At 57.6% G+C, this 23,142-nt stretch carries 20 protein-coding genes and 1 pseudogene; 11 read left to right on the forward strand and 10 right to left on the reverse strand.

Features of this window, described 5'->3' with window-relative positions:
• Nucleotides 1-174 precede the first annotated feature (174 nt).
• The 3 genes from ABIE63_RS13330 to ABIE63_RS13340 all read right to left on the reverse strand — a co-directional run bounded on the left by ABIE63_RS13330 (nucleotide 175) and on the right by ABIE63_RS13340 (nucleotide 2,093).
• Nucleotides 175-486, reverse strand: coding sequence for a hypothetical protein (locus tag ABIE63_RS13330; RefSeq protein WP_354504994.1), 312 nt, complete (start codon nucleotides 484-486; stop codon nucleotides 175-177).
• 111 nt (nucleotides 487-597) lie between these two features.
• Nucleotides 598-804, reverse strand: a complete 207-nt coding sequence (locus tag ABIE63_RS13335) for a hypothetical protein (RefSeq protein WP_354504995.1) — start codon at nucleotides 802-804, stop codon at nucleotides 598-600.
• Nucleotides 805-1,106: 302 nt separating this feature from the next.
• Complete coding sequence (locus ABIE63_RS13340; RefSeq protein WP_354504996.1) at nucleotides 1,107-2,093, reverse strand: ornithine cyclodeaminase family protein; 987 nt, start codon at nucleotides 2,091-2,093, stop codon at nucleotides 1,107-1,109.
• Between the two features lie 515 nt (nucleotides 2,094-2,608).
• Between ABIE63_RS13340 and ABIE63_RS13345 the strand changes: the two genes are divergently transcribed.
• Genes ABIE63_RS13345 through ABIE63_RS13355 form a run of 3 tightly spaced genes read left to right on the forward strand, consistent with a single transcriptional unit; the run spans nucleotide 2,609 to nucleotide 5,818 of the window.
• Nucleotides 2,609-3,532 carry a diguanylate cyclase gene (locus tag ABIE63_RS13345; RefSeq protein ID WP_354504997.1) on the forward strand — a complete coding sequence of 308 codons (924 nt, stop codon included), beginning with the start codon at nucleotides 2,609-2,611 and terminating at the stop codon, nucleotides 3,530-3,532.
• Nucleotides 3,529-5,391, forward strand: coding sequence for an ATP-binding protein (locus tag ABIE63_RS13350; RefSeq protein ID WP_354504998.1), 1,863 nt, complete (start codon nucleotides 3,529-3,531; stop codon nucleotides 5,389-5,391). Before ABIE63_RS13345 ends, ABIE63_RS13350 begins: the two co-directional genes overlap by 4 nt.
• Nucleotides 5,384-5,818: a response regulator gene (locus ABIE63_RS13355; RefSeq protein ID WP_354504999.1), complete on the forward strand. Its 435-nt coding sequence runs from the start codon at nucleotides 5,384-5,386 to the stop codon at nucleotides 5,816-5,818. Before ABIE63_RS13350 ends, ABIE63_RS13355 begins: the two co-directional genes overlap by 8 nt.
• A gap of 7 nt (nucleotides 5,819-5,825) precedes the next feature.
• Here ABIE63_RS13355 and ABIE63_RS13360 read toward each other — a convergent pair whose 3' ends face one another.
• Nucleotides 5,826-7,391 (reverse strand): phospholipid carrier-dependent glycosyltransferase, encoded by a 1,566-nt coding sequence (locus tag ABIE63_RS13360; protein ID WP_354505000.1) that lies wholly within the window; start codon nucleotides 7,389-7,391, stop codon nucleotides 5,826-5,828.
• Complete coding sequence (locus tag ABIE63_RS13365; RefSeq protein WP_354505001.1) at nucleotides 7,388-8,479, reverse strand: lysylphosphatidylglycerol synthase transmembrane domain-containing protein; 1,092 nt, start codon at nucleotides 8,477-8,479, stop codon at nucleotides 7,388-7,390. The genes ABIE63_RS13360 and ABIE63_RS13365 overlap by 4 nt, the downstream gene beginning before the upstream one ends.
• Before the next feature lie 182 nt (nucleotides 8,480-8,661).
• On the opposite strand from ABIE63_RS13365, the gene ABIE63_RS13370 reads away from it, so the two are divergent.
• On the forward strand, nucleotides 8,662-10,272 hold the full coding sequence (locus ABIE63_RS13370; protein WP_354505002.1) for a bifunctional glycosyltransferase/class I SAM-dependent methyltransferase: 1,611 nt from the start codon (nucleotides 8,662-8,664) through the stop codon (nucleotides 10,270-10,272).
• Between the two features lie 18 nt (nucleotides 10,273-10,290).
• Here the strand turns inward: ABIE63_RS13370 and ABIE63_RS13375 are convergent, their stop codons facing one another.
• The 3 genes and pseudogenes from ABIE63_RS13375 to ABIE63_RS13385 all read right to left on the reverse strand — a co-directional run bounded on the left by ABIE63_RS13375 (nucleotide 10,291) and on the right by ABIE63_RS13385 (nucleotide 14,070).
• Nucleotides 10,291-11,127, reverse strand: a complete 837-nt coding sequence (locus ABIE63_RS13375; protein ID WP_354505060.1) for a PKD domain-containing protein — start codon at nucleotides 11,125-11,127, stop codon at nucleotides 10,291-10,293.
• Between the two features lie 66 nt (nucleotides 11,128-11,193).
• A pseudogene (locus ABIE63_RS13380) lies at nucleotides 11,194-11,733 on the reverse strand (cadherin-like domain-containing protein); the annotation flags it as partial.
• Between the two features lie 12 nt (nucleotides 11,734-11,745).
• On the reverse strand, nucleotides 11,746-14,070 hold the full coding sequence (locus ABIE63_RS13385; RefSeq protein WP_354505003.1) for an Ig-like domain-containing protein: 2,325 nt from the start codon (nucleotides 14,068-14,070) through the stop codon (nucleotides 11,746-11,748).
• 206 nt (nucleotides 14,071-14,276) lie between these two features.
• Between ABIE63_RS13385 and ABIE63_RS13390 the strand changes: the two genes are divergently transcribed.
• The 4 genes from ABIE63_RS13390 (at nucleotide 14,277) to ABIE63_RS13405 (ending at nucleotide 17,824) form a co-directional block, all read left to right on the forward strand.
• Nucleotides 14,277-15,035 (forward strand): potassium channel family protein, encoded by a 759-nt coding sequence (locus tag ABIE63_RS13390; protein WP_354505004.1) that lies wholly within the window; start codon nucleotides 14,277-14,279, stop codon nucleotides 15,033-15,035.
• A 340-nt stretch (nucleotides 15,036-15,375) separates the two neighbouring features.
• Nucleotides 15,376-15,501 (forward strand): hypothetical protein, encoded by a 126-nt coding sequence (locus ABIE63_RS13395; protein ID WP_281369966.1) that lies wholly within the window; start codon nucleotides 15,376-15,378, stop codon nucleotides 15,499-15,501.
• Nucleotides 15,502-15,739: 238 nt separating this feature from the next.
• Nucleotides 15,740-16,153 carry a universal stress protein gene (locus tag ABIE63_RS13400; RefSeq protein ID WP_354505005.1) on the forward strand — a complete coding sequence of 138 codons (414 nt, stop codon included), beginning with the start codon at nucleotides 15,740-15,742 and terminating at the stop codon, nucleotides 16,151-16,153.
• A 57-nt stretch (nucleotides 16,154-16,210) separates the two neighbouring features.
• Nucleotides 16,211-17,824: a BCCT family transporter gene (locus ABIE63_RS13405; RefSeq protein WP_183417694.1), complete on the forward strand. Its 1,614-nt coding sequence runs from the start codon at nucleotides 16,211-16,213 to the stop codon at nucleotides 17,822-17,824.
• A gap of 99 nt (nucleotides 17,825-17,923) precedes the next feature.
• Here the strand turns inward: ABIE63_RS13405 and ABIE63_RS13410 are convergent, their stop codons facing one another.
• Nucleotides 17,924-18,823: a branched-chain amino acid aminotransferase gene (locus ABIE63_RS13410; RefSeq protein ID WP_354505006.1), complete on the reverse strand. Its 900-nt coding sequence runs from the start codon at nucleotides 18,821-18,823 to the stop codon at nucleotides 17,924-17,926.
• Between the two features lie 186 nt (nucleotides 18,824-19,009).
• On the opposite strand from ABIE63_RS13410, the gene ABIE63_RS13415 reads away from it, so the two are divergent.
• From ABIE63_RS13415 to ABIE63_RS13425, 3 genes are all read left to right on the forward strand, one after another.
• Nucleotides 19,010-19,486 carry a MarR family transcriptional regulator gene (locus ABIE63_RS13415; RefSeq protein WP_354505007.1) on the forward strand — a complete coding sequence of 159 codons (477 nt, stop codon included), beginning with the start codon at nucleotides 19,010-19,012 and terminating at the stop codon, nucleotides 19,484-19,486.
• 77 nt (nucleotides 19,487-19,563) lie between these two features.
• A complete protein-coding gene (locus ABIE63_RS13420) occupies nucleotides 19,564-20,253 on the forward strand; it encodes a response regulator (protein ID WP_354505061.1) in 690 nt (229 codons plus the stop codon).
• A gap of 75 nt (nucleotides 20,254-20,328) precedes the next feature.
• Entirely contained in the window at nucleotides 20,329-21,771 is a 1,443-nt protein-coding gene (locus ABIE63_RS13425; protein WP_354505008.1) for an ATP-binding protein, read from the forward strand.
• Between the two features lie 16 nt (nucleotides 21,772-21,787).
• Here ABIE63_RS13425 and ABIE63_RS13430 read toward each other — a convergent pair whose 3' ends face one another.
• The gene (locus ABIE63_RS13430; RefSeq protein ID WP_354505009.1) at nucleotides 21,788-23,137 is read right to left on the reverse strand and encodes a hypothetical protein; all 1,350 of its coding nucleotides are present in this window, start codon (nucleotides 23,135-23,137) and stop codon (nucleotides 21,788-21,790) included.
• Nucleotides 23,138-23,142 lie beyond the last annotated feature (5 nt).

Below are 23,142 nucleotides of genomic sequence, written 5' to 3' on the forward strand. Positions count from 1 at the left end.
GGTCCGGGTATGGCTTTGGGTCTTCGACGTCTAGGGTTAGGTACTGCATTGTAAATATTGCCTTTGACGGCGGGTTTGTTAAATCAGTCAACTATGTTGGGCGCACAGGAGGGCTTCTTACACAAGGTGAACAGTGCGTCTATGCTGTGCAAAATTGCCTGAGCAATTAGGTTGTTACATAACGCCGCCCGCCATTAATCCGCTAAGAGCGCCAGCAAGTGTAATTGCCAGTCCTAAAACGGCGATCTCATGTGTACGATTAATCACTGTCCATCCGCTATCTGTTAGGCGGTAAATTGTGTCATGTCCTTCAATGCGGAGCGGTTTTGGCAATGAACCGTCTGGATTTAAACTAGCTCTTGGAACAGCTTCGTGGAGGGGTTCAACCCAGCCTCTCATCTGGCAGGTGCGTAGGTTAGCAATGGTTTCTTCATCTTGGCTTATTGCCCTTTCGATAACATAAACATTGCCGGTGAGAATGAGCACGCAACGCTGTCGGGCAAGCGCTCTTAGGGTTCTCCGTATTTGCGCCTCTCTGCGGAGGTTTGTTAACATTTCACTTCCTGGGTTGTGGCTGAACCATGATACTAGTGCGCGCTATCTTCGTTCAGGAAAGATCGGCAATTCATCCCTGTAGAGCCATATCGTCAGGAACGCGAGCGCCAAGCCGCATAGCGTGCCAAGCGCAAAGTCCGTTCCTAGCCATTTGACGAGAAAGCCCCAACCCACCATCAGGCCAAAGGTGACGATGTGCGCGACAATGACGGCGATTCGCTCAAGCATGCAGTGATGGTAGGCAATCACTAACGGTTTGTCATCTAGAGCGTGCAGATGAGCTTGTGTAATTCTGGTGTAATCGTGCCAAGATGTTCCGGGTGTTTTCGGGAACCCTTGTCTCAATTTAGAACGCTAGGAATAGTGTTTTATCAATGAGTTAATGTCCTATTGGGAAATAGCAGGAATAGGGCGGGCATAGACTGAAAATCACGGTGTCGGTGGTTCGAATCCGCCCCTGGGCACCATTTCCCTCCGAGCATCTAAAATCTCAGTTATGCGGCGGGTTGGTGCCACCGACAAAACCGCGTGAACCTCGTGATCCCTTGCGGTCAAGGAGCCGCGAACGCAAAGGGCGTCCCGATTCCGGCAGCGACGGCTTTCTCGTAAATGCGTACTGCACTGGCTACGTCCTGGATTGCCGTCCCGGTTGAGTCGAACAGGAAGATTTCCTTAGAGCCCGTTCGCCCCGGTATCCGACCGGTAGCAATATCCCCAAGGTCGCCATGAACTGCAGCGGCCGTCATCACGCCCGCCGCGATCGCATGGTGCAGATCGCCCATTTCCAGGCATTGATCCAGGTTGTCTACGACGACCTTAGCGCGTGCCATGAGCGATGGCGCAATCTCGCTTTTATCGGGGTTGTCGGCACCTACCGCGGCAATGAACGCACCAGGCGAGACGTCGGCCTCAGTTAAAAACGGCATCTGCGCGGTGGTGCAGGTCACGATCACATCGGCCCCGCGCGTGGCACGGCTTAGGTCTGGGAGCGGTTCAAACGGGATGCCGAGAACTTTGCTCATGTCCGCCGAAAAAACTTCGGCCTTCCGATAATCGGCGTCCCAAGCAGCGCCGCGATGGAATCCGCAAACCGCAGTCAACGCAATTGCCTGTGCGCGGGATTGCGCGCCACAGCCGCAAATGGCGAGTACCGACGCGTCAGCTCTAGCGAGATACTTTGCGGCAAGTGCACTCGCGGCTGCCGTTCGTTGCAATGTGATCTCAATCGAATCGATTATCGCCAGCAGCATACCGTTCCTGGCATCGCAGAGCAGAACCACGCCTTGGATCGTGGGCAATTGAAGCCGCGAATTGCCGGGAAAATTGCCGTTGAGTTTCAACGCCACAACCTGCCGCTCATTCAAGAGTGCGGCGCCTTTCGCATGAAAACCGCCGTCTAAACCGGGTATGTGCATCGGCGGCGGGGACAGCGCCTTGCCGTGTTTGCTCAACCGAAAGGCAGTTTCGACTGCGCTGAGATAATCGGCAGGCCCCATCAGCCCGGCCACATCCACACGGGTAAGGAGCAGCGCGCTCATGGCCTGCACCTAAGGTGTAACCACTGAAGGAATGGCCTTGAAAATGCGCAAACCGTAGCGCGCCAAAACCGGCGTATCTTATCGGCTTCGAATAGGCTCGATCTGTGGTGTAAATCTGGTCTCGTCATGCGCGCGCTCCTTCCCACACGGGTTCGGAGCGGAACTTGGACGACAACCGTCTAACCGGGCGTCCGCATTGCCCGAGAGGCCGATGGTAAGCATTGCGGCATTTTGCCGTCAAGCCGGTTGCGCGCGCGTCTTGAGCGCTGCTGCCGATTTTCTTCCCGATAGGGCGATCTTCCCTTCAGAGTCAGCCCAGTGGTTTACAGCGTTGGCAGCGGGCGCTTTCCTGGGGTTCCCAGTGCACGCGTTGCCTCTGACGCTCATTCATTAACCGCCTCTTAACGAACTTCTGTCACATTTTGTTAAATTTTGAGGAAATGGACAAAGACCGTTATCGCGCTTGCACTTTGGGAAGTGCGCCGGTTCGGCAAGCCATCAGAGGAATGGAACTTATGATCAGTGCGACATCCATATCCGCCGACGATTCCAAGCCGCTCCGCATTGCGTTGGTGGATGATGATATCGAAGACAAGGTGCTTGTTGAGTCGACGCTGCGTTCAATTGCCGACTTCGAGTATGAGTTGATCTGGATTTCCGATACCGAGCGCGCCGACCTTCTGTTGCTGCGTGCGGCGCCGGATGTTTGTTTGCTCGACTATTGGCTGGGCGGCAGCACCGGCCTGGATGTTATGGAGCGCTTGAAAATCAAGGAGCTCGATTTCCCGGTCTTGCTACTGACGGGGACCCATGACCGCGCGGTCGACCTGGAAGCCATGAACCGGGGTGTCTTCGACTATCTGGTGAAGGGTGAAATCACCCCGGCTTTGCTAGAGCGTTCCATTCGTTACGCCTTGCATAGGCATCAGCTTGAACAGCAGGTCCGCGATCTTTCTCTGCGGGATCCCTTGACCGGGCTATCCAATCGCCGGTTCTTTGAAGAAGCCCTTATCTACGCGGCGAAGCGCTCGGCCAGGCGCGATCGCAGCTTCCATGTGATCGTCATAGACGTCGATCAGTTCAAGCAGATCAACGACAAGCATGGTCATGCGGCTGGCGATCAGGTTTTGATCGAGGTTGGCGAGCGCCTGCGGCGTCAGGTTCGCGCCACCGACGTGGTTGCGCGTATTGGCGGTGATGAGTTTGCCGTCATTCTGGAGGAGGGCGAGCAGCATCTGCACCTTACCGAAGCGTTGGATCGGATGCGGAACGAGATGCAGTTTTCGCTGACGCTTTCCGACGGCGGCCAGCCCCTTGCGATAAACGTCAGCATCGGTCTCGCAAGCAGCCTTCAGGCTGAGGAAAGCCCCAGCGGGGTCGTTGCCCGTGCGGACCGTGCCATGTATGAAGCCAAGCGCTTGCGAAAGATCGCTTCGTGACCAGCCTGGCCCAGGCGGCGGATCAAAGTGGCGCCAAGCGCGTCGAGGTCGGGCGTCGAACACAGAAGCTTTGGTCATTGCGCGGTTTTGCGGCCGCCCTGTCGTTAACCCTGGTCCTGCCGGGTGCCTTGATCGCATATCTGGCGATCGACAGTTATCGAAACCGTGAAATACAGCGCGCCTTCGACCAGGTTGACCGAATTCAAACTCTGATCGCCGAGGCGCATCAGCAATGGGCCACATCGGGACGCGATACGCTGGCATTGATACGCAACCGGGTGGCGGGCACGGATGTTGAGACCTGCTCATCGATCCTCAGCGATTCCGCATCGGTCATCTTGGGATTCGGCACCATCATCCGTGCCGACCGGGACGGAATATTCGAGTGCGGATCGGACGGACCCGTAAAGCCAATCGATATTTCCGACCGTGATTATTTCAAGGAAGCAGTAAGCACGGGCAAGTTTGCGGTTGGGCGGTACATTTTCGGTCGCATCAGCCAGAAACCATTTCTTCCTATGGCCCTGCCGATCTTCGATGCGCAGAACCGGATATCCGGTCTGCTGATTACCGGAAAAGAGCCGACCTGGATCGAACAGCGTCTGTCCGATCGTAACCTGCCGGAGGGCACGAGGGTCTCCATCGTCGACAGAAGCGGGAAGGTGTTCGTCCGTGCGGGATCGATAACCAACGCCGAAGCGGATATGTCGGATGATCAGGTGATCGTCAAAATGGTTGAAACGCTCGACCCCGTTCATATGCACCAACGTCCCGATGGCACCCAGTGGATCATGGCCCGCGCCGCTATCAGTAGCGTGGCGCCGGATGTCTTCATTGTCGTTGAAGTCCCGGCGTCATCGCTTCTGTCATCGATCCGCGGCGATTTTCTGCGCTGGACCGGACTGATCCTGGTCATAGCGATGCTTACAGCGGTGACGGTCTTTTATCTCATCGATCATTTGCTATCGCAGCCGCTGCGCGATCTTGGCCGGAGCTTGACCGGTGTGGCCAAAGGCAAGTTGGCGGCGCCGGTTGCTCTTAAATCGTCATTTCTCGAGATCGACGTTTTGTCCCGTCAAGTCAGCCTGATGATTAAATCGTTGCTGAAGCGAAACAAACAGAACGCTGAGATGACGGATGTCCTGGTGCGCTCGAACAGCGAACTCGAGCAATTCGCTCAGATCGCTTCCCACGATCTGCAAGAGCCGTTGCGGAAAATCTCGGCCTTCGGTTCCTTGATCGAAAAACGCTATGCTTCGGCGCTGGACGAAGAGGGCAAGCAGTACCTTTCCTTTATGATCGGCGGTGCGATCCGATCCCAGGCGCTGATACAAGAACTGCTCGCTTATTCTCGTATCGGCCGTGAATTGGCGCCTTTCAATGCCATTGACCTGAACGAAGTGCTAAAGGCGGCTCTCGCCAATGTTGAATTGGCTGCGAACGAAGCGCGCGCCAAGATTGAGGTCTGCGAATTGCCTACAATTATCGGCAATGCGAACCTGTTGGGGCGCCTGTTTCAGAATCTCCTGATGAACAGCTTAAAGTACCGTTCTAAAACCCGTGATCTGGAAATTAGGATAACCCAGGAAACTCGGGACGGAGAGGTAACCATAGCGGTGTCGGACAACGGAATAGGATTTGCCCAGGATCAGGCAGATAACGCGTTTCTGCCGTTCAGGCGGCTCGTCGGCAAGTCTCAAGCGGACGGCACCGGCATGGGACTGGCGATCTGCCGTAAAATCGTCGAGCGCCATAACGGGCGCATATCGGCCACATCCCCGCTTGAACAGGGTGCGACCTTTCAAATCGTCCTGCCTTTGTCGCAGCCCTATGGAGTTGGGGAGGAGGCAAATGCTTGAGCCAGGCAACCTCTTGACCATAATCATGGTTGATGACGATGCCGAGGATGCGATGCTTACCAAGGCCGCGATCGAGGCGTCGGGGCAGAAAGTCGACTTTCATCACATAGGGTCCGGGATTGATCTGTTCGAGAAGCTGACGGCTCGATTGGAGGAATCGGCGGTCTGCGGTGCGCTGATCCTGCTTGATCTCAATATGCCGGTCATGGACGGTCGGGAAGTGCTGCAAAAATTGCGGGGTCATGAACGCTTCAGTAAGGTGCCGGTCATTGTCGTCAGCACATCTTCGGCAAAGAGCGACATCGATAGCTGTTACGCAGCGGGTGCCAACGCCTTCGTCACCAAGCCGGTCTCCTTTGACCGGATGGTGGAAGCCATGGAATCGATAGGCCGTTTTTGGGGCGATACCGCGTGTATCCCGGAGTGACACTAAGCTAACGCAAAAACAGCCGTAATCCCGGTCCCGGACTGTTCACTTCCTTATATCCTTGCTCTTGCGCCCAGCCGATCATCGGCCGGGACAGATCTTCTATCTCGTGGCCGATTAGGACGGCGGCAGGCGGGTTCGAACCGAGAACGGTGTCGAGCAGTCCTGGTGCAATCCCCTTTACCTGTAAGATGAGAGCGGGATCATCCTGGTCGGCGGTGCGATAGAGAAAAATGCTGGAGGCGAACGCCGGCATCAAGGGTAAGCCGGCCTCGATAACGTAGAGCGGGTTCAAGGTAGCGATCGGTCCGATAGCCTTCCGGTCCGCCAGTTCCCGGCGGATCGCCAAGGCCGCGTTGCGAACCATCGATGGAACCCACTGTTCGCTGTTACGTACCGTTGCTACTTCCTGCGCCAAGGTCCGTACCTGCGGCGAAAGCGTCAGGCCGATGGCCAGGCACACGGCACCGGCAAGGGCGATGATGCGAAAATGTGTCAGCCGGTCCTGATAGCGATCCACCAACCAATTCACAAACACCGCACCCGATAACAAAAGGTAAGGACCAACGGGCATGAAGTAGTGCACGAGATGAGGAACCGGCTGCGCCGACAGAACGAACCCGGCGGCCAAGAGGGCCAGGACCAAGTAACCATCACGCGCGTCCAAAGCTCTGTGCAGGTCGTGCCAAAGTCGGCCTGCGAGCGCGGTCGCCAGACCCAAAAGGGTGACAGCGAATGCCGCCAGCATAGTTGGATCCTGGAAAAGAACCGACAGGACAATATGCAGGATCATCCCGGGTTCCAAAGTTTCCGGCCGCCCGAGAAAGCGGTACCAGCGGGTCGGCGCGTCGGATAGGTGAAACAGGAACACGTCGTAGAGAAAATTGTCGGGCGCCTGGACTGCGTAGTAGAGAATCGGCAGGGCTCCCAACATCCCACCGAGCACCAATGGCAAGACGCGCGTCCTGATGTGCTCATTCCATGGCCGTCCGCGGCGCCGGGAGATCACATAGACCGTGACCACGAGAGGGATGAAGGCCGCGGAAAGCTTCGTTCCCACTGCCAGCGCCAGGGCGATCCCGGACAACAGCAGCAATCGCCCGGCCCAGCGATCGCTGGCTAGACCGTATAGGCATAACGCAACGCCCGACAGCCCGAAGAATATCGGCATGATATCGTTTCGCGCGCTTCCGAAAGACGCCATCAGAAAGGGCGACAGTGCAAACAAGGCAGCCAAAGCCAGAGCTATTGTTTGGCGCTCGGTCAACCGCAGGCCGATGAGGTACATCAGCAACGTGCAGCCAGACGCCATGGCCCAACTCGTCAGTCTGGCGAAGAGGAACAGCTGCTCAGGGGCGAGCCAGTTTCCGATCGACCCGACCAGAAGCGGATAGATCGGCGGCTGAAAGTAGAGATAGTCCCGGTAGAGCAAATGGTCGCGCATCAGATAAGCGGCGGCGACGAACTGATCTTCATCCAGAACCGTCTTCTGCATCAGACTATGCGGCAGGATGACGAGCGATAGTATCGCTACGGCGAACAAAGCGAAGATGTTGACACGCGGGCCGGTCATTCCCGATCCATCATCGTGGCGGGGCCGGCGGCGTCATGCGACCCGATCTGCTTTTGGAGACGGGGGAGAAGGAACAGCAACGAAGCCGGTACTAGGATCAGGCTATTGACCGCCCCGACCGCAATGCTGGTCGCCAGAGCATCGGGCCCGGCAACGCCAATCAGGCCAAAGCCGCTGACGGCGGCCAACTCGCGTACCCCCCAACCGCCAACAGAGAAAGGAAGCAGTTGGGCGAGCGATATCGCAAAGCCCATGGCGAGCGAGGCGCCGAGGGAAAGTTGTGGCGTCAGTGTTGCCAGAGGCACAACGAACATGAGCGCGAGAGCCAGGTGTCCAAGGAGGGAGAGGCCGACCACGGACATGATCTGACGGGGGTTTCTCATCAAGCGCTTGAGCGAGCTGCGAATTCCCGGCAACTCTCTGGCGACCCAATCACCGATCCAGGGCAGCGAGACGGGAGAGCGGTCGGCGAAGAGAAGCGCCGCCATGACCGCCACCGCCAGGCATCCCAATCCCGCGATGGCGACCAAAACGCTTCCCGGCGAGGCTTGCGTGCCGGTGGACCACAAGGCCCAGACAAGACCCAAAAACCCGAGGCCGGCCAGTGTTAAGACTCCTACGAACCTGTCCAGCAGCGTTGCGAAGGAGGCTGCGCTGAGCCCCATTCCGAGGCCGCGCAGGCGGAGAATCCTATAGGGGTCTCCGGCTATCGATCCAGGTAGGAAGCCGTTGAGCAGCGCGCCTTCGTAGGTCAAGCGCAAAGACGTGGCGAAGCCGGGGTCTGTCGCCATGACCACCAGAAGCAAGCGCCAGCGTTGCGTAACCGCAAAGATGCGAACCGCGGCCAACAGAATGAGCAGGGCGACGATGGTGGAATCGAAACGGCCGAGAGAGTCGAGCAGGGACTTGGATTGAATCTGGATGAAGGCCAGATAGAACAACAGTGCCGACAGAAACAGGCTTAGTAACGTTTTCCAGATTCGCTTTGCCCCACGCCGTGCAGCTCCCCCGAAGGACGGCGACTGCAAATCGCTTTCCTGGTCCGTTGCGGCCCGTGCGGTCTTTTCTGCTTCTTGCAATGCCCTCATCTCACCGCTCGTTGAACCAGCTTCCGTCGACTTGTAGCGTCGATTGCATGAAAATTGTTTTAAGGTTTAACAGTTTGTAATTCATTTTTGTATTATTATACCGATCAATGACTTGTCGTGCGGGATTAAGTTCCTTCTTGACCTAACGATAGTTGAAATTTTCGGCGACGGACGAGAGTGAAATGACGGAGCGCACTTCTGAAAAGCGGGCCAAAACGCGGGCGTCCTCGACGCGCGTCACCAGTCATGGAGAATCCGGGGCGGGCGGCAACGTGGTGGCGGCGGGAAATCCGTATGCTTCCAAGCAGGGAGGCGATGCGCAGCGTCCCCGTCTATTGATCCTGATTGTCGCCTACAATGCTGAGGCCTCCATCACCTCGGTTCTTGATCGAATTCCCGAGATTCCCGATGTGGAAGCCGAAGTCCTTGTCTTGGACGATGCGAGCCAGGACGAGACCTTCTCCACTGCCGACCGCTATCAAGCCTGCCGTTACCCGGTGGTGGTGATGACCAACGGCAAGAACCAGGGCTACGGCGGCAACCAGAAGATCGGATACCACTATGCGATTGAACGGGGCATGGACTTCGTGGCTTTGGTCCATGGCGACGGCCAATATGCGCCCGAGCTTTTGCCGCAACTTCTGACACCCTTGAAGGACAAGGAGTGCGATGCGGTCTTTGGCAGCCGCATGATGGTAAAAAAGGATGCGTTGAAGGGTGGCATGCCGCTCTACAAATTTATCGGCAATCAGATTCTCAGCCGGGCGCAGAATAGCATTCTCGGCAGCGGCCTGACGGAGTTCCACTCGGGCTATCGTCTCTATTCGACGGCAGTTCTGCGGAAGATTCCCTTCGATTTGAACGCCGATGATTTTTCCTTCGACACGGAGATCATCATTCAGCTGCTTGAGAGCGGGGCCACCATTCGCGAACTGCCGATCCCGACGCATTATGGAGATGAAGTGTGCCACGTCAACGGGACGCTATACGCCCTTCAGGTGATCAAGGCGTCGATCATGGCGCGCATCCAGCGGGCGGGGCTTTTCTACAACCCGCGCTTCGATGTTCAGCGGGATCGCTCCGATCTTTACAAGCCGAAGCTCAATTTCGACAGTCCCCACACAAAGGCGGTGAATGCCGTAGCGCCGGGTGCGCGGGTGCTGGACCTTGGCTGTGGCCGGGGGCATATCTCGCAGGCTCTCCGCGACAAGGGGTGCCATGTAGTCGGCGTCGATTTTCAGGTTGACCCAACCCGCTGCGACGAAGCAATCGAGCACGACCTCAATCAGGGACTACCGGCACTTGATGGCCGTAGCTTCGATTACGTTGTGATGCTGGATGTGATCGAGCACATGAACCGCCCCGAAGCTTTGGTGGATGACCTGAAAGCATTTTTGGGTCAGCACCCCGAGACAAGACTCATCGTCAGTACCGGCAATATCGCCTTTGCACCGGTACGCCTAAGCTTGCTGCTGGGGTCGTTCAACTACGGTAGCCGCGGCATCCTGGATATGACCCACACCCGGTTGTTCACAGAGAAAACGCTCAAGCGGTTGTTCCAGGATCGTGGGTTCGACATCGATTGGACCGACGGACTACCGGCGCCCTTCCCCCTAGCCGTCGGCGATACCGCGCTGGCGCGCTTCCTGCTCAAGTTCAATCGGCTGCTGATCAAGATTTGGCGCAGCGCTTTTGCTTATCAGATCATGATCCAATGCAAGCCGCGACCGAGCCTCGCCTGGTTGTTGGAGCGGGCGCGCAGTACGTCGGCGGATCGCCGCAATGCTGCCTAGCGCGGTACTTCCCGACCTCTAGCAACCATCCTTCGGGAAACTGATCGACACGGTGGCCGAATCGGTGACGGCGCCATCGGCAGTGCTAATGGTATAGCCGAAGCTGTCCCCACCTTTCAGGCGTGTTGCCGTGTAGGTGATCGTTGTTGCATCCCAGGTAGTGAATCCCTTGCTTGAGCTATGAGTGGCGTCGGCCACCTTGCGATCGGCAGGCCCGGTGCTGTTGGCGTACCAGTCAATCGTTGCAGGGTTGTTCCCGGAATCGACGCAAACGGTGAAACTGTTGGCGACCAGTGGCTCACCGGCAGGATCTTGCAGAGTTACATTCTGGTTATCCTGGCCGCTGTCTCCGTCATCGTCGGTGACCGTCAGTACGACGGCGTAAGTGCCGTAGTCCGCGTAACTGTGGTTGGGCGCGACTCCGCTACCCAGCGGGCTACCGTCGCCAAAGTCCCACTGATACCCGGCAATGCTGCCGTCGCCATCGCTTGAACCGGCCGCATCGAAGCTGCAATCCAGATCGGTGCAATCGAAGGTAAAGCTCGCAACGGGCGGCTGATTGGGCGGTGTGCCCGGATCACTGGTCGTACCGTCCTTATTGATCTGAATGGCCGTGCCACCACTATCGTTGTCCGGGTCGTGGTTTGCGCCGGATTGATAGGTCCAGTCCGCAAAATCAACGCCGGTGACGGTCAGGATCGTGCTTCCTTCTTTCTTTGGTATGGGCGGAGAAACCACGTTCAGGCAGGGTGACTGGCAGCTACCGTTGCCGCTCGCGCCGCCAGACCAGGTAAAGAAGACGGTCGCACCGATCACCGGTTGCTCGTCGCCGTCATGCACCCGAACCACTGCCACGGCGTTCCAGTTCTTGCCCGAGTTACTGATACTTCCGTCGATATCGCTGATGTGTGTCGTCGGCGAGGTCGGTGCGGGATCGACGGTGATCAACACTTGCGCCGGGGCCGCGCCGCCGTTGCCGTCCAGAGCACGGTAACTGAAGCCGTCGTCCCCATTGAACCCGGGATCGGGGGTGTAGTCGAAACTGCCGTCCGGGTTCAAGGTCAACAGACCGTTGTCCGGCCCGGTTGCGGCAATCAGTTCAGCGGTCAAACCATCACCGTCCGGATCGCTATCGTTATCCAACACACCTGGGGCGGCGACATTCAAGACACCGTCTTGGGGTACGTTGTAGGCGTCGTTCACAGCAACCGGGGCGTCGTTGGTTGGTGTGACCGTTATCGTCACCGTCGCCGTTGGGGATTGCAGCAGTCCATCGTCGGCTTGATAGGTGAAGCTGTCATCACCGCTGAAGTTCACGCCCGGCGTATAGGTAAAGCTGCCATCAGGGTTGAGCGCGAGGCTACCGAAGGTCGTCCCGGCTACCAGTTGGGCTTGGAGCGGGTCGCCCTCGGGGTCGCTATCGTTGTCCAGGACGCCAGGAGCGGCGACGTTGAGCGGGGTTTCCTCCGGCGTTTAGTATGAATCATCCAGACTGGCTGGCGGATCGTTCACCGCGGCGATGTCGAGCGTCACGGTCGTCAGGATGGAGTCCCGACCCTCGGTGTCGCGCGCTCTATAGGTGAAGCTATCAATACCGTTCCAGTCCGGGTTCGGGTCATAGGTGAAACTTCCGTCCGCGTTGAGCAACAAACTACCCGCCGACGGGCCGCTGCCCAGAACCGCCGTGATGGCGGATCCCTCCGGGTCGCTGTCATTGCCCAGTACGCCGGGCGCCGCGACCGCGATCTGCTGGTCTTCGAGTCCATTGTAGGAATCATCGGTCGTGGTCGGAGGCGCATTGATCGTACCGCCCGATGCGGCTTGGACGGCCTCCCAAGCGTCGATGAGACCGTAGCCGGACGAGGGGCACCAATCGTGCGTGGCCGGATCGCTGTCGCACATATCACGCGCGGTGCTACGCAAGAGGCTGTACACATCGTCGGGCAGCAGACTTGCGTTTGCCTCCAGCATTAACGCCGCCACCGCTGCCGCGTGCGGTGCGGAGGCGGAAGTGCCGAAGAAGTTGGGGTAACCGTTCTGGTCGACGTCACTGTCCACGAAGCCGTCGCCATCGCTATCTCCGACGAACCCGGGGAAGAAGGTCGTGTCGGTTCCATCAACCGCGGTGATTCCGGGTTTGAGGCGATACCACTCCGCCTCCGGCTTGCTGGAGCCGTCGTAGTTGAACAGAACCGGCGTCACGCCCCAGGAGGAAAAGCTTTCCAGCAGCGCGGGGTCGACACCGTTGTAGGGCGAATTGAGGTGATAGGCCGCCCCAACCGCCTCGGCGCCTTCGGCATTCATGTGGCCCACGATGGTCGGTGCACCGGGGAAATGTTCGTTCGGCGTATTTCCCCTGTAGACGATCATCTTGAATTCAAGCGGGTTGCCGTTCACGTCGGTTAGCGTAGCCCCAGCCGGAAGGTTCGTAGGGCCGCGCGCAACGATCCAGATTTCAAAGGTTTCATCAAACCAGAAATCGATGTTGGGGAAGGATAGAACCTCGACCGGGTCGCCGGTCCCTGTGGGGCCGGTGTTGTTGTCCACCGCCGTGGCGGCCCCCACCGGCGAACCGAGTATTGCGTGGCTTCCCACCAAGTAGGCATCCAGGTCGATACTGGCCTCGGCGCAACCGACAGTGCCCTCCGGGCAGGCGCTTCGGTAGGGGTCCTTCCACTGTATCGCGATGGTTACCACCGTGCCGAGCGGCACCTCTATCGCCATTCCATAGTCGCTGGGTCCAGTGGGGGCGCCGGTATCGCAATTGACGGCGAAGTTATGTAGAGAGCCATCTCCGGCACTGCCATTGAAAGGCTCTCCCGACGCAATGAAGCGGCAGTCATATGCCTCCAGGGCGCTGTTGGCGGCTGAGGAAAAGTAGGGGATGCCCTGTGCTTTGGCCGCGTCGGCCGCTTGCGCGATGACACCGTCCTGGAACCAGGGCTCATCGAAGTAAATGATATCATCGACAATGACGTCGGGGGCCGGGTTGAGTGCCGCAAGGGCTTCGATGCCGGCGGCGAATCCGGCTTGGCCGTTCCAGGCGGTATGGAAGGCGATGGCTGCGCCCGGCGCCACGTCATGCACGAGTTGGGCCATGCCGCGCCCCTCGTCGATACAATTCGCGCCGCAGAAACTGTTACCGTCCAGCAGGATATTGATGTCGGCGGCGTCCGGAAGGTCCCCGGTTGCGATGTCTTGCGCCATCGAGCGCGGCGCATCCGAGTCTGCGTCGAAACTGTCGGAAAGAATGCCGACCACGGTACCGGTGCCGAGGATGCCGACGGCATGCACTTCGTCGGCGCGGAGTGCGGGGATCGCCTGCCCGACCACTTCGCCGTAATTGACTTGCAATGCCAGTGGTTCGCGGGCGGCTTGCAACGACCCCAGCGACCCTAGGGCCGCGGCACGGGCGATCTGGCCTATTGGCAGATAGCCGGAAACCATGCGCCCGTATCTGGCATGGTCCTTGAGGCCTAGGCCGCGCAAATCCGATTCCAGGGCTGCGCCTGTGCCGGCGGCGACGGCATTCACCAAAACGTGGCCGTTGGAGACTAGAAGGCTACGGTCACTGGCAATGAACGGCGGGGCGGGTGCTGTGGCTTGGTTAGCCTGAAATTCGCCCAGGAGCCTGCGGAGAGCGGACCCCGTTCGGGCTAAATCCGGGCCCGTCGCCATCGCCGGCCGATTGCCGTTGGGGCCACTGTAGGGGACGATTTCCGCAGCCTGCGCGATAGACGCGCTTGCAAGCACGATAATAGCGAGGACTGCCGTCCGAAGCACGGACAGGTTATTCATAGCCAACTCCCTTCCCCTAGGAAGGTTAGCAGATTGCAATAAACATGTCATTTATTACAAAAAACTATAAATTATTGCAATTTTGCGTCTGCTTTGTTTTGTGTGGCTGGCCTTGACTGGACCGGTGGGTTGAGCCGGGCAAGACAAATCCCCGGTGACAGGCACCCCGAAAAGATGCATCGATAACGCTTCTAGAGGAGGGCAGTTTGCGCGCGCGCTTGAGAGAGCTCTATTACGGCACCAGCGAAACCTCGCAGCGGTTTCGGTTTGCGTTGATCGCCTTCGATATAGTCACCATCGGGTTTTTCATCGTGACCACGGTTCTGCCGACCGAGGCTTCTCTCTTCGGCTTGGACTACCTGATCGCAGTGTTGGTAGCCCTGGATCTTGCAGCACGAGTCGCCACGGCCCATCGCCCGGCCAGCGCGCTTGTACAACCGGGCAACATCGTGGATCTGGTGGTGGTAATTTCACTGCTTGCGCCGTTGCTCTTCGAAAACCTGGCATTTCTTCGGGTGCTGCGAATGCTGCGCCTCCTGCGATCCTATCACTTGTTGAAGGAACTGCGTGAGCATTCGCGCTGGTTTCGCCTGCACGAGGAGGTTTTGCGCTCCTCGGTCAATTTGTTCGTGTTCGTTTTTTTCGTCGCCTCCGTGGTCTACGTGCTGGAAGGGCGCCGAAATCCCGATGTCACCAATTTCCTGGATGCACTTTATTTCACGGTTACAACGCTAACCACGACCGGTTATGGCGACATCATCATGACCGACACCCTGGGCCGCCTTTTGACGATCGTAATCATGATCTTCGGCGTGGCATTATTCTTACGTCTGGCGCAGACGATTTTCAGGCCCGCAAAGGTGCAGCACGTTTGCTCGTCATGCGGCTTAGAACGCCATGAACCGGATGCCGTGCATTGTAAGCACTGTGGCGAGACAATCCATATTCGAACAGAGGGTGCATGAAGGCCAGATCGGCGGTCGCTTATATTGCGGTGCAGCATCCTGCATAAATGACATAGCTCAGGCGCAAGAACTGCATTTGTGCAGTCGCGGATAAGCGACTATCTCCTGAGTCAGGTTAAGGATTAATCAGACCACTAGAGGTCGTATTGCATATGGAGGTCGCCATGTCGGTGAAAGGTTTCTTTTTTGCGTTGCTTCGGGTCGCCGACAGCATTGATTTCGGTCTGGTACTCAATCCCTACGCGCCGATGGCGCGCAACGACCGTCGGGCTCGTTGAAACGTTAGGATGAATGGTCCCTTTGGGCCAGAAAAGCGGTCTTTATGGCCAAGGAGAGAAAAATGTCGATCTTGAAGCTTTTTGGGTTCTTCCGGCATAGCACAGTCGAAAAGCCGTTTTCGAAGGTTGCCTTGGCTGAGAAAATTTCCGTTAACCCGTTGATGTTGCGCGGACTCGGCCTGAGCTGAGCCTCCGACAGAGCCAAATGCCGCCCACCAGGGCGGTGTATGGAAAAAGCCCGCCGTCTGGCGGGCTTTTTGCATTTTGAGCCGCTATCAGAAGAACAATCTTTGCTCAAACTAAATATTCATGGTTCGGGTCGAAACTTTATGGAAGTATGCTTCATAGAAATTATGGCAGCATCGATAATAACGTTCTAAGAACATGTGCTGAGCGGGGGGGTAAAGCAATTCAAAGGAGTAATACATGTATGAGAGGATCCTTATTCCTGTTGACCTAGCACATCGTGCCCGTCTCGAAAAAGCGCTTAAGATTGGTGCTGATCTTTCAAAGCATTATAACGCGCCAGTGGTCTATGTCGGTGTTACATCCAGCCAGCCGAACCAAGTGGCGCACAACCCCAAAGAATATGCGGAAAAGCTGACGGCATTCGGCAAAGAGGAAGCCGCCAAACATGGTATTGTGGCGTCGACTCACCCTTACAGCAGCCACGATCCGGCCGTTGATCTGGTCGAAACGCTTCTGCGCGCAGCCGAGGAATCAGGCGCCGACCTCATCGTCATGGCTTCGCACGTGCCTGGCCTATCCGATCACATTTTTGCTTCGCACGCCGGACAGCTTGCATCGCATGCCTCTGTGTCGGTGTTCGTGGTCCGTTAACGACGTTTTCTGGATAACCCAAGGTCGGGTCTCCCAGCGAATTAAAGAGAGGGAACAATGACAAATGATCTAGGCGCAGGCCCCGATGGGGCAGCGGATGTAATTGAAACCGAATATGAGATAGGCCAGGACAATATCACCGCCAGCGTTGGGCCCTTCGGGTTGGATATCCACAATCCGGTTTTTGCTATCTCAGGGCTGACAATCGTTGCCTTCGTGTTTATCACGCTGGCCTTCCAGAACAGTGTCGGGCCGATTTTCAATGATATTAGGGTTTGGCTGACTTCTTCCTTGGATTGGTTTTTTATCGGCGCGGCTAATATCTTCGTGCTGCTTTGCCTTTTCCTGATCATATCGCCGTTGGGGAAAGTTCGGCTGGGTGGCATGGATGCGACACCGGATTATTCCTACGCGAGCTGGTTTGCGATGCTTTTTGCGGCCGGCATGGGCATCGGGTTGATGTTCTATGGCGTTTCGGAGCCGATCTCGCATTTCACGTCTTCTCTTGCCGCAGATGCGGGCACGCCCGATAGCTGGGCGCCCTTGGCTGGAGCAGCGGGCAACGCCGAAGAAGCTCGGCGGCTTGGCATGGCTGCCACCATCTTTCACTGGGGTCTGCATCCCTGGGCAATTTATGCAATTGTGGCCTTGGCCTTGGCGCTTTTCAGCTTCAACAAGGGGCTGCCGCTGACCATGCGGTCGATTTTCTATCCCATTTTCGGAGAGCGCGTTTGGGGGTGGCCTGGGCACATCATCGATGTGCTGGCTGTCTTTGCGACGCTGTTTGGGCTGGCCACATCGCTGGGCTTTGGGGCGGAGCAAGCGAGTGGTGGCTTGGACTATCTGTTTGGCATAGAGGCTACAGATTTCTCGAAAGTCATTCTGATCACAGCGATCACCGCCGTTGCCCTGGCTTCCGTCGTGGCCGGTATGGACGCGGGCGTCAAGCGGTTATCGGAAATCAACATGGTGCTCGCATTCCTGCTGTTGGTTTTCGTCATCTTTGTCGGCCCAACGCTCGCGATCGTCAGTGGGTTCTTCAAGAATCTTGCAGCTTATGTCGAATACCTGCCGGCGCTATCCAATCCGGTGGGACGCGAGGATGGCAACTTCAGCCAGGGCTGGACGTCCTTCTATTGGGCTTGGTGGATTTCCTGGTCGCCCTTCGTCGGCATGTTCATCGCCAGGGTCAGCCGTGGCCGCACCGTGCGGGAGTTCATCATCTGCGTGTTGCTGATCCCCTCGGTGGTCAGCGTGCTTTGGATGACGGCGTTTGGCGGTACGGCTATCAGCCAGATCGTCAACGACAGCTACACGGCGGTTGCGGAGGCATCACTCGAACTGAAGCTCTTTGTCATGCTTGAGCCGCTGCCATTGGCGGGAATCACCTCGTTCATTGGAATCGTCTTGGTTATCGTATTTTTCGTCACCTCGTCGGATTCCGGCTCCCTTGTGATCGACACCATCACGGCGGGCGGTAAAGTCGACGCGCCCCTGCCGCAACGTGTGTTCTGGTGCGTGTTCGAGGGCTTAGTTGCAATCGCTCTCCTGCTCGGAGGCGGTCTTGGATCGCTTCAGGCCATGGCGGTTTCGACCGGGTTGCCTTTCACTCTGGTCCTCTTGGGCGGTTGCTATGCCATCGTCAGAGGGTTGATGAGCGAGCCGCGATAACCCTTATCGGCGGGAAAAGAAAACGGCTCCCCAGGACACGGGGGAGCCGTTTTTGTGTCCGAAGGCCGAACCACCGGTGGGGCCCGGCGCTTCCTTAAATTATGCGGCGCTGGCGGCGGCCGTCGCCGGACGTCGCACGAGTTCATCGTACGCCGTCAACAACTGCTTCGTGATCTCTCCGGGTGTGAAGCGATAGTCGTCGATTTCGGCAACCGGAGTGACTTCGACGGCCGTACCGGTGAGGAACACTTCCTGGGTCTTGGCCAATTCCTCCGGCATAATCGGGCGCTCAACGACCTCGTAGCCTTTCTCCCGTGCAAGCTGGATGACCGTGCGGCGTGTGATTCCGTCCAGGAAGCAATCAGGGGTGGGTGTATGTATGACACCGTCCTGCACCAGGAAGACGTTAGCGCCGGTGGCCTCCGCGATACGACCGCGGTAGTCCAGCATCAGAGCATCGTTGTAGCCTTTGCCCTCAGCCTGATGCTTCGACAGCGTGCAGATCATGTAAAGACCCGCGGCCTTCGATTTCGTGGGTGCGGTGTCCGGTGCCGGTCGACGCCACGGGGAGACCGTCATGCGAATTCCCTTGAGGCGGGCTTCCGGTGAGAAGTAAGCGGGCCATTCCCAAGCTGCGATTGCGACGTTGATCGAGTTGTTCTGGGCGGATACACCCATCATCTCACTGCCGCGCCAGGCAACCGGGCGGACATAGCCATCCGTGATATTGTTGGCCTGAACTACTTCGCGGGCCGCTTCGTCGAGTTCTGCTACGCTGTAGGGAAGTTTGAAGCCCAGGATTTCCGCGGAAGTTTGCAGCCGTTGATGGTGCTCGGTCATCTTAAAGATGTTACCGCCGTAGACGCGCTCCCCTTCAAAGACGCAGGAGGCATAATGAAGGCCGTGCGTGAGAACATGCACCTTCGCGTCTCTCCAGGGCACCAGTTGCCCGTTCTGCCAAATTTTTCCGTCGCGGTCGTCAAATGGGAGCATTGCCATGGCTCGTTGCCTCATTCCTTGATAGAAAGGCCCGGCATGATCACTTGCCGTGCCCGTGGGTTCCTTTTATAAGCACATCGATCCTCGGTGACGAAAGCTACTATCCTGTCCAAAACAGGGGCGGGAGAGTTACTTTCTTACCCAAAGAGTTGATGACAGGTAACATCTTGAAGAAAATATGTCAACATGGCTGACGTAAAAACAGGACCCAATCCACTCTTTCTTCGCGAGGAGGAACTTCGGCGAGCGATTGAGCTGTTGTTTTTCGCTTATCGCGATTTTACCGGTGAACCGGATCGTATTCTGGCCAAGTACGGTTTTGGCCGCGCTCATCATCGCGTCATCTACTTCGTGGGCCGCAACGACGGTATCAGCGTGAGCGATTTGCTGCGCATTCTGAAGATCACAAAGCAGTCGCTGTCGCGCGTTCTGGGTCAATTGGTCGCGGAAGGCTTTATTGTGCAGGAGCAGGATGACTCCGACCGCCGCCGCCGTCTCCTCACACTGACCGATAAGGGGCGGATGCTAGAGCGCAGTTTGACGGAGCGCCAAGCGGCGCGGATCGCCCGAGCTTATCGCACAGCCGGTCCGGATGCGGTAGCAGGGTTCAGCAAGGTGCTGGAAGAAATCATCGATGAGCAGAATCGCCGGTTCCTGGATTGACGCCTCGATGGCCGCCTCGATAAGTCGGCGTGCCGGGGGTTGCTGCCGTGAGTTTCAGGATGCGGTATGATGCTGCGATGATGGACGACACACCACATATCCTGATTGTTGATGACGACACACGGTTGCGGAGTCTCTTGCGCAAGTTTTTGAGCGAGCAAGGTTTCCGTGTCACGACGGCTGCCGATGGGGCGGAGGCGCGTGAAAGGCTGCGCGGTCTGTCGTTTGATATACTGATACTCGACATCATGATGCCCGGCGAAAGCGGACTCGAGCTGGCTTCAGATTTGCGGCGCCAGAACGATGTTCCCATTTTACTGCTAACGGCGCGCGATGATGTCGCAGACAGGATCGAAGGCCTGGAGGCCGGGGCCGATGACTATCTTTCAAAGCCCTTCGAGCCGCGAGAGCTAGTTCTTCGACTGAAAGCGATTCTGCGCCGTCGCCCGCAGGAGATCGAGGTTGAAGATGAGGTCTGTTTCGGGGAATTCACCTTCGATCTCAATCGCGGGGAGCTCCGTCGAGGCGATGCCTTCGTGCACTTGACGTCGAGTGAGGCTCAGCTTCTGAGAGCTTTGGCCCGTCGGCCAGGACAGGTGGTCAGCCGCGAGGTTCTGGGTGAAGACACCGCCGCCGGGTCCGGTGCGCGCACGGTCGATGTACAGATCACCCGCCTGCGTCGCAAGATTGAAGACGACCCGCGGTTCCCTCGGCATCTACAGACGTCTCGAGGAATCGGATATGTACTGATGGTGGACCGGGTCTAGCCCCGCCGTTAGGCTACGAGTTTGCAGGTCGACACAGCCGCCCAATTATTGGCGCGGCGATAAGGGCGAAGCGCGATGACGGTTGGTAACCCTACGGAAAACACCGGCGCCGAACGTCCTGCCAAGGCTATGGGCCGAGGCGAGGGCCTCAGCGACTCACGCGGTTTCGATTGGCGCGATCCCTGGCGGTTGGGCAAAAGGATAAAGCATATTTTGCCCCGTTCGCTGCTCGGTCGCGCATTGCTGATCATGGTGATGCCGCTGATTCTCGTGCAGATTATCACCGCTTGGGTCTTCTACGATCGCCACTTCGACTACATCACCGATAACCTCGCACGCGCGCTCGCCAGCGAAATCGCGGTCGTGACCGAGCATCTGCTGCGTGAGGAAGACCCAGCCAAGCGTCAGGAAATCTTCAACCTGCATGGCAACCTCTTATGGATGAAGCTCTCCTTCAAGCAGCACGAGACGCTGCCACCCGACCACGCCACGCGGAAAGGCTACATGGTCAGAAAGCTGCGCCGGGCGTTGAACCGCCGCGTTTCCTTCAATGTCTCCATCGACAGCGAACAAGCCGGCCAGAATGTGGTGGTCTTTGTGCAGATGCTCGACGGCGTGCTTCGGGCGGAGATACACCGCGAACGTCTGTTCAATTCGACATCCGATCTCTTCGTAATCTGGATGGTCGGCAGCTCGATCTTGTTTTTTGGCGTCGCCACGATGTTCATGCGTAATCAGGTGCGGCCGATCCGGCGCTTGGCGCGCGCCGCCGAACGCTTTGGCAAGGGACGTGATACGCCGTCCTTCACTCCGGAAGGTGCCACCGAAGTACGCCAGGCCGCTGCGGCCTTCATCCAGATGCGCGACCGTATCCGGCGACAGATGCGACAGCGCACGGAAATGTTGGCCGGTGTCAGCCACGATCTGCGCACGCCGCTAACACGCATGAAGCTGAGCCTCGCCTTGATCGGTGATGGTCCCGAGTTAAAGGAATTGCGGTCTGATCTCGTGGAGATGGAACGCATGATCGAGGGTTATCTGGCCTTTGCGCGAGGCGAGGGAAGCGAGGCCATGCGCCCGACGTCGCTTGGCGATCTGCTAAGCGAGGTCGTTGAGCAGACCCAGCGTGAACTGGCGAATCAACAGGGTAAAACCCTGGACGTCCATATCGAGGAGCAGGTTTCACTGCCGTTGCGGCGCAACTCCATGCGCCGCTGCCTTCAAAATCTGGTCAGTAATGCTCTGCGCTATGGCGACAACGTTTCGATTCGCCTGGGGCGCGAAGGGCCGCACGTCGTTCTTGTCATTGATGATGACGGCCCTGGCATTCCCGAGGAGATGCGCGAGGACGTCTTCAAGCCTTTCTTCAGGCTTGATACCTCGCGTAATCCGGAAACCGGCGGCACGGGCCTGGGCCTTACAATCGCCCGCGACGCCGTGCGAAGCCATGGCGGCGATGTGCGGTTGGAGGCGTCGCCCCTTGGTGGTCTCCGGGTGCGTCTGCGGGTCCCGGTGTAGGATCTAGGACGGGCGACTAGTTACTTTGGAGTTGGGGCATGCAGTCCATGTAGGGAACGGCCCGGACGCCTCTCTCCTGATCCGGAAGCAATCGCATTTTCCAACTGTGGATGCCCACCTGCGGATTCCCCGGCCAAATTTGCAAACAATAGTTGGAGTTTTCGCGCCATTGGCGAACCTCATCCGGCCAGACTGCGCCCTGGAGTTTTTGCGTTTGATAGGAGTATGCGACGGTAGCCAGCAACAGAACCGTCAGCGGGTAACGCACTTGCGCCAACCAGGTATGGGGCCCGCGGTAAGGCAATAGGAGAAGCGGGGCGAGAAGCAGATTACCCATTACAAAGTAACGACCGCCGTTCTTGTGATGGAAGATCTGCTCCAGTGATGGCGCTTCGACTTGCAAGGACCCCGCGAAGCTCAAGGCGGAGCCCAGTAATAAGGCCGCATAAAGCCACAAGCCGGTCTTGTGAGGGCTATGCCAGGCCAAATGCAGAAGAAATGAAGCCAAGGCAAGGCCAGCCAGAATATGGGGGATGATCGTACTGAGTCCTCCCTGCTCGACGGCGTCGGCGACATGTCGCGCGCCATCCAACATAAAGGGATAGAGCAGGAGTTTGAGGAGGAACCCTGCGAGGCGAGGCCCCAGTAGTTCCACCCCCCCTGTGCTACGCAGCCCTTCGAGTAAGGCCGTCACCATGAACCAACTTTGCAATGCCGCGCAAAGCGTTAGAAGCAGCGCCAGAAACCACCAGTTCCTTTCTCGGCTTATAAAGGCACGCATTAGAAAAAGAGGCGTCAGGAAGACCGAAACAGGGCCCGTCAGCCCGGAAAGCAATACGAGCAAGGCGGCGATCATGAGAAAGCGGCGGCTGGAGAGATCACAAATCAGCAACAGGGCCGTGGCCATCGCAAAAAAGAACTGCGCGTTGATGCTGTTCAACCAGACGCCCGTGTTGACGTAGGGCAGCGTGAGAAAGATCGCGCATAGGGCCCTGCATCCGGATGAAAGTTCAAAACTAAGCGGAGCGTAGAGAATCAGGAGTGGTCCGGTCATCATGACCAGCAAGGTTGCGTATCCTGTCGCGAGAGGGGCGTAGTCGAGCGGTACCAGCGTCGCCAGCCCTACCGCCAACCAGACGAACAGCGAATAGTAGCCGTTGAAGGGCAGCAATGCCTGGGCCCAGAATCCTTCGTTCCAAACGAGAGAGAAATAAACAACACCTTCCTCGGCCCAGAAGCGGCCAAGGATGAGTATCTCGGGATCGCGTAGGAAGATGACGAGGAATGTTGCAAAGACGGCGGCCAGCTTAATCTGCTGACTTGCAACGTAAGCCCCTTTTCCTGTCAGATCGTCGGGTCCTGCCATTTGCA

The sequence above is a fragment of the Limibacillus sp. MBR-115 genome (genome assembly GCF_040549425.1).
GTDB classification, from domain to species: Bacteria; Pseudomonadota; Alphaproteobacteria; order Kiloniellales; family CECT-8803; genus Limibacillus; species Limibacillus halophilus.

What these genes read in the sequence shown, in the direction of transcription:
- ABIE63_RS13340 (WP_354504996.1), bottom strand. Translation starts at nt 2,093, where the DNA reads ATGAGCGCGCTGCTCCTTACCCGTGTGGATGTGGCCGGGCTGATGGGG.
- ABIE63_RS13345 (WP_354504997.1), top strand. Translation starts at nt 2,609, where the DNA reads ATGATCAGTGCGACATCCATATCCGCCGACGATTCCAAGCCGCTCCGC.
- ABIE63_RS13355 (WP_354504999.1), top strand. Translation starts at nt 5,384, where the DNA reads ATGCTTGAGCCAGGCAACCTCTTGACCATAATCATGGTTGATGACGAT.
- ABIE63_RS13360 (WP_354505000.1), bottom strand. Translation starts at nt 7,391, where the DNA reads ATGACCGGCCCGCGTGTCAACATCTTCGCTTTGTTCGCCGTAGCGATA.
- ABIE63_RS13365 (WP_354505001.1), bottom strand. Translation starts at nt 8,479, where the DNA reads ATGAGGGCATTGCAAGAAGCAGAAAAGACCGCACGGGCCGCAACGGAC.
- ABIE63_RS13370 (WP_354505002.1), top strand. Translation starts at nt 8,662, where the DNA reads ATGACGGAGCGCACTTCTGAAAAGCGGGCCAAAACGCGGGCGTCCTCG.
- ABIE63_RS13385 (WP_354505003.1), bottom strand. Translation starts at nt 14,070, where the DNA reads ATGAATAACCTGTCCGTGCTTCGGACGGCAGTCCTCGCTATTATCGTG.
- ABIE63_RS13395 (WP_281369966.1), top strand. Translation starts at nt 15,376, where the DNA reads ATGTCGATCTTGAAGCTTTTTGGGTTCTTCCGGCATAGCACAGTCGAA.
- ABIE63_RS13400 (WP_354505005.1), top strand. Translation starts at nt 15,740, where the DNA reads ATGTATGAGAGGATCCTTATTCCTGTTGACCTAGCACATCGTGCCCGT.
- ABIE63_RS13405 (WP_183417694.1), top strand. Translation starts at nt 16,211, where the DNA reads ATGACAAATGATCTAGGCGCAGGCCCCGATGGGGCAGCGGATGTAATT.
- ABIE63_RS13410 (WP_354505006.1), bottom strand. Translation starts at nt 18,823, where the DNA reads ATGGCAATGCTCCCATTTGACGACCGCGACGGAAAAATTTGGCAGAAC.
- ABIE63_RS13415 (WP_354505007.1), top strand. Translation starts at nt 19,010, where the DNA reads ATGGCTGACGTAAAAACAGGACCCAATCCACTCTTTCTTCGCGAGGAG.
- ABIE63_RS13420 (WP_354505061.1), top strand. Translation starts at nt 19,564, where the DNA reads ATGATGGACGACACACCACATATCCTGATTGTTGATGACGACACACGG.
- ABIE63_RS13425 (WP_354505008.1), top strand. Translation starts at nt 20,329, where the DNA reads ATGACGGTTGGTAACCCTACGGAAAACACCGGCGCCGAACGTCCTGCC.
- ABIE63_RS13430 (WP_354505009.1), bottom strand. Translation starts at nt 23,137, where the DNA reads ATGGCAGGACCCGACGATCTGACAGGAAAAGGGGCTTACGTTGCAAGT.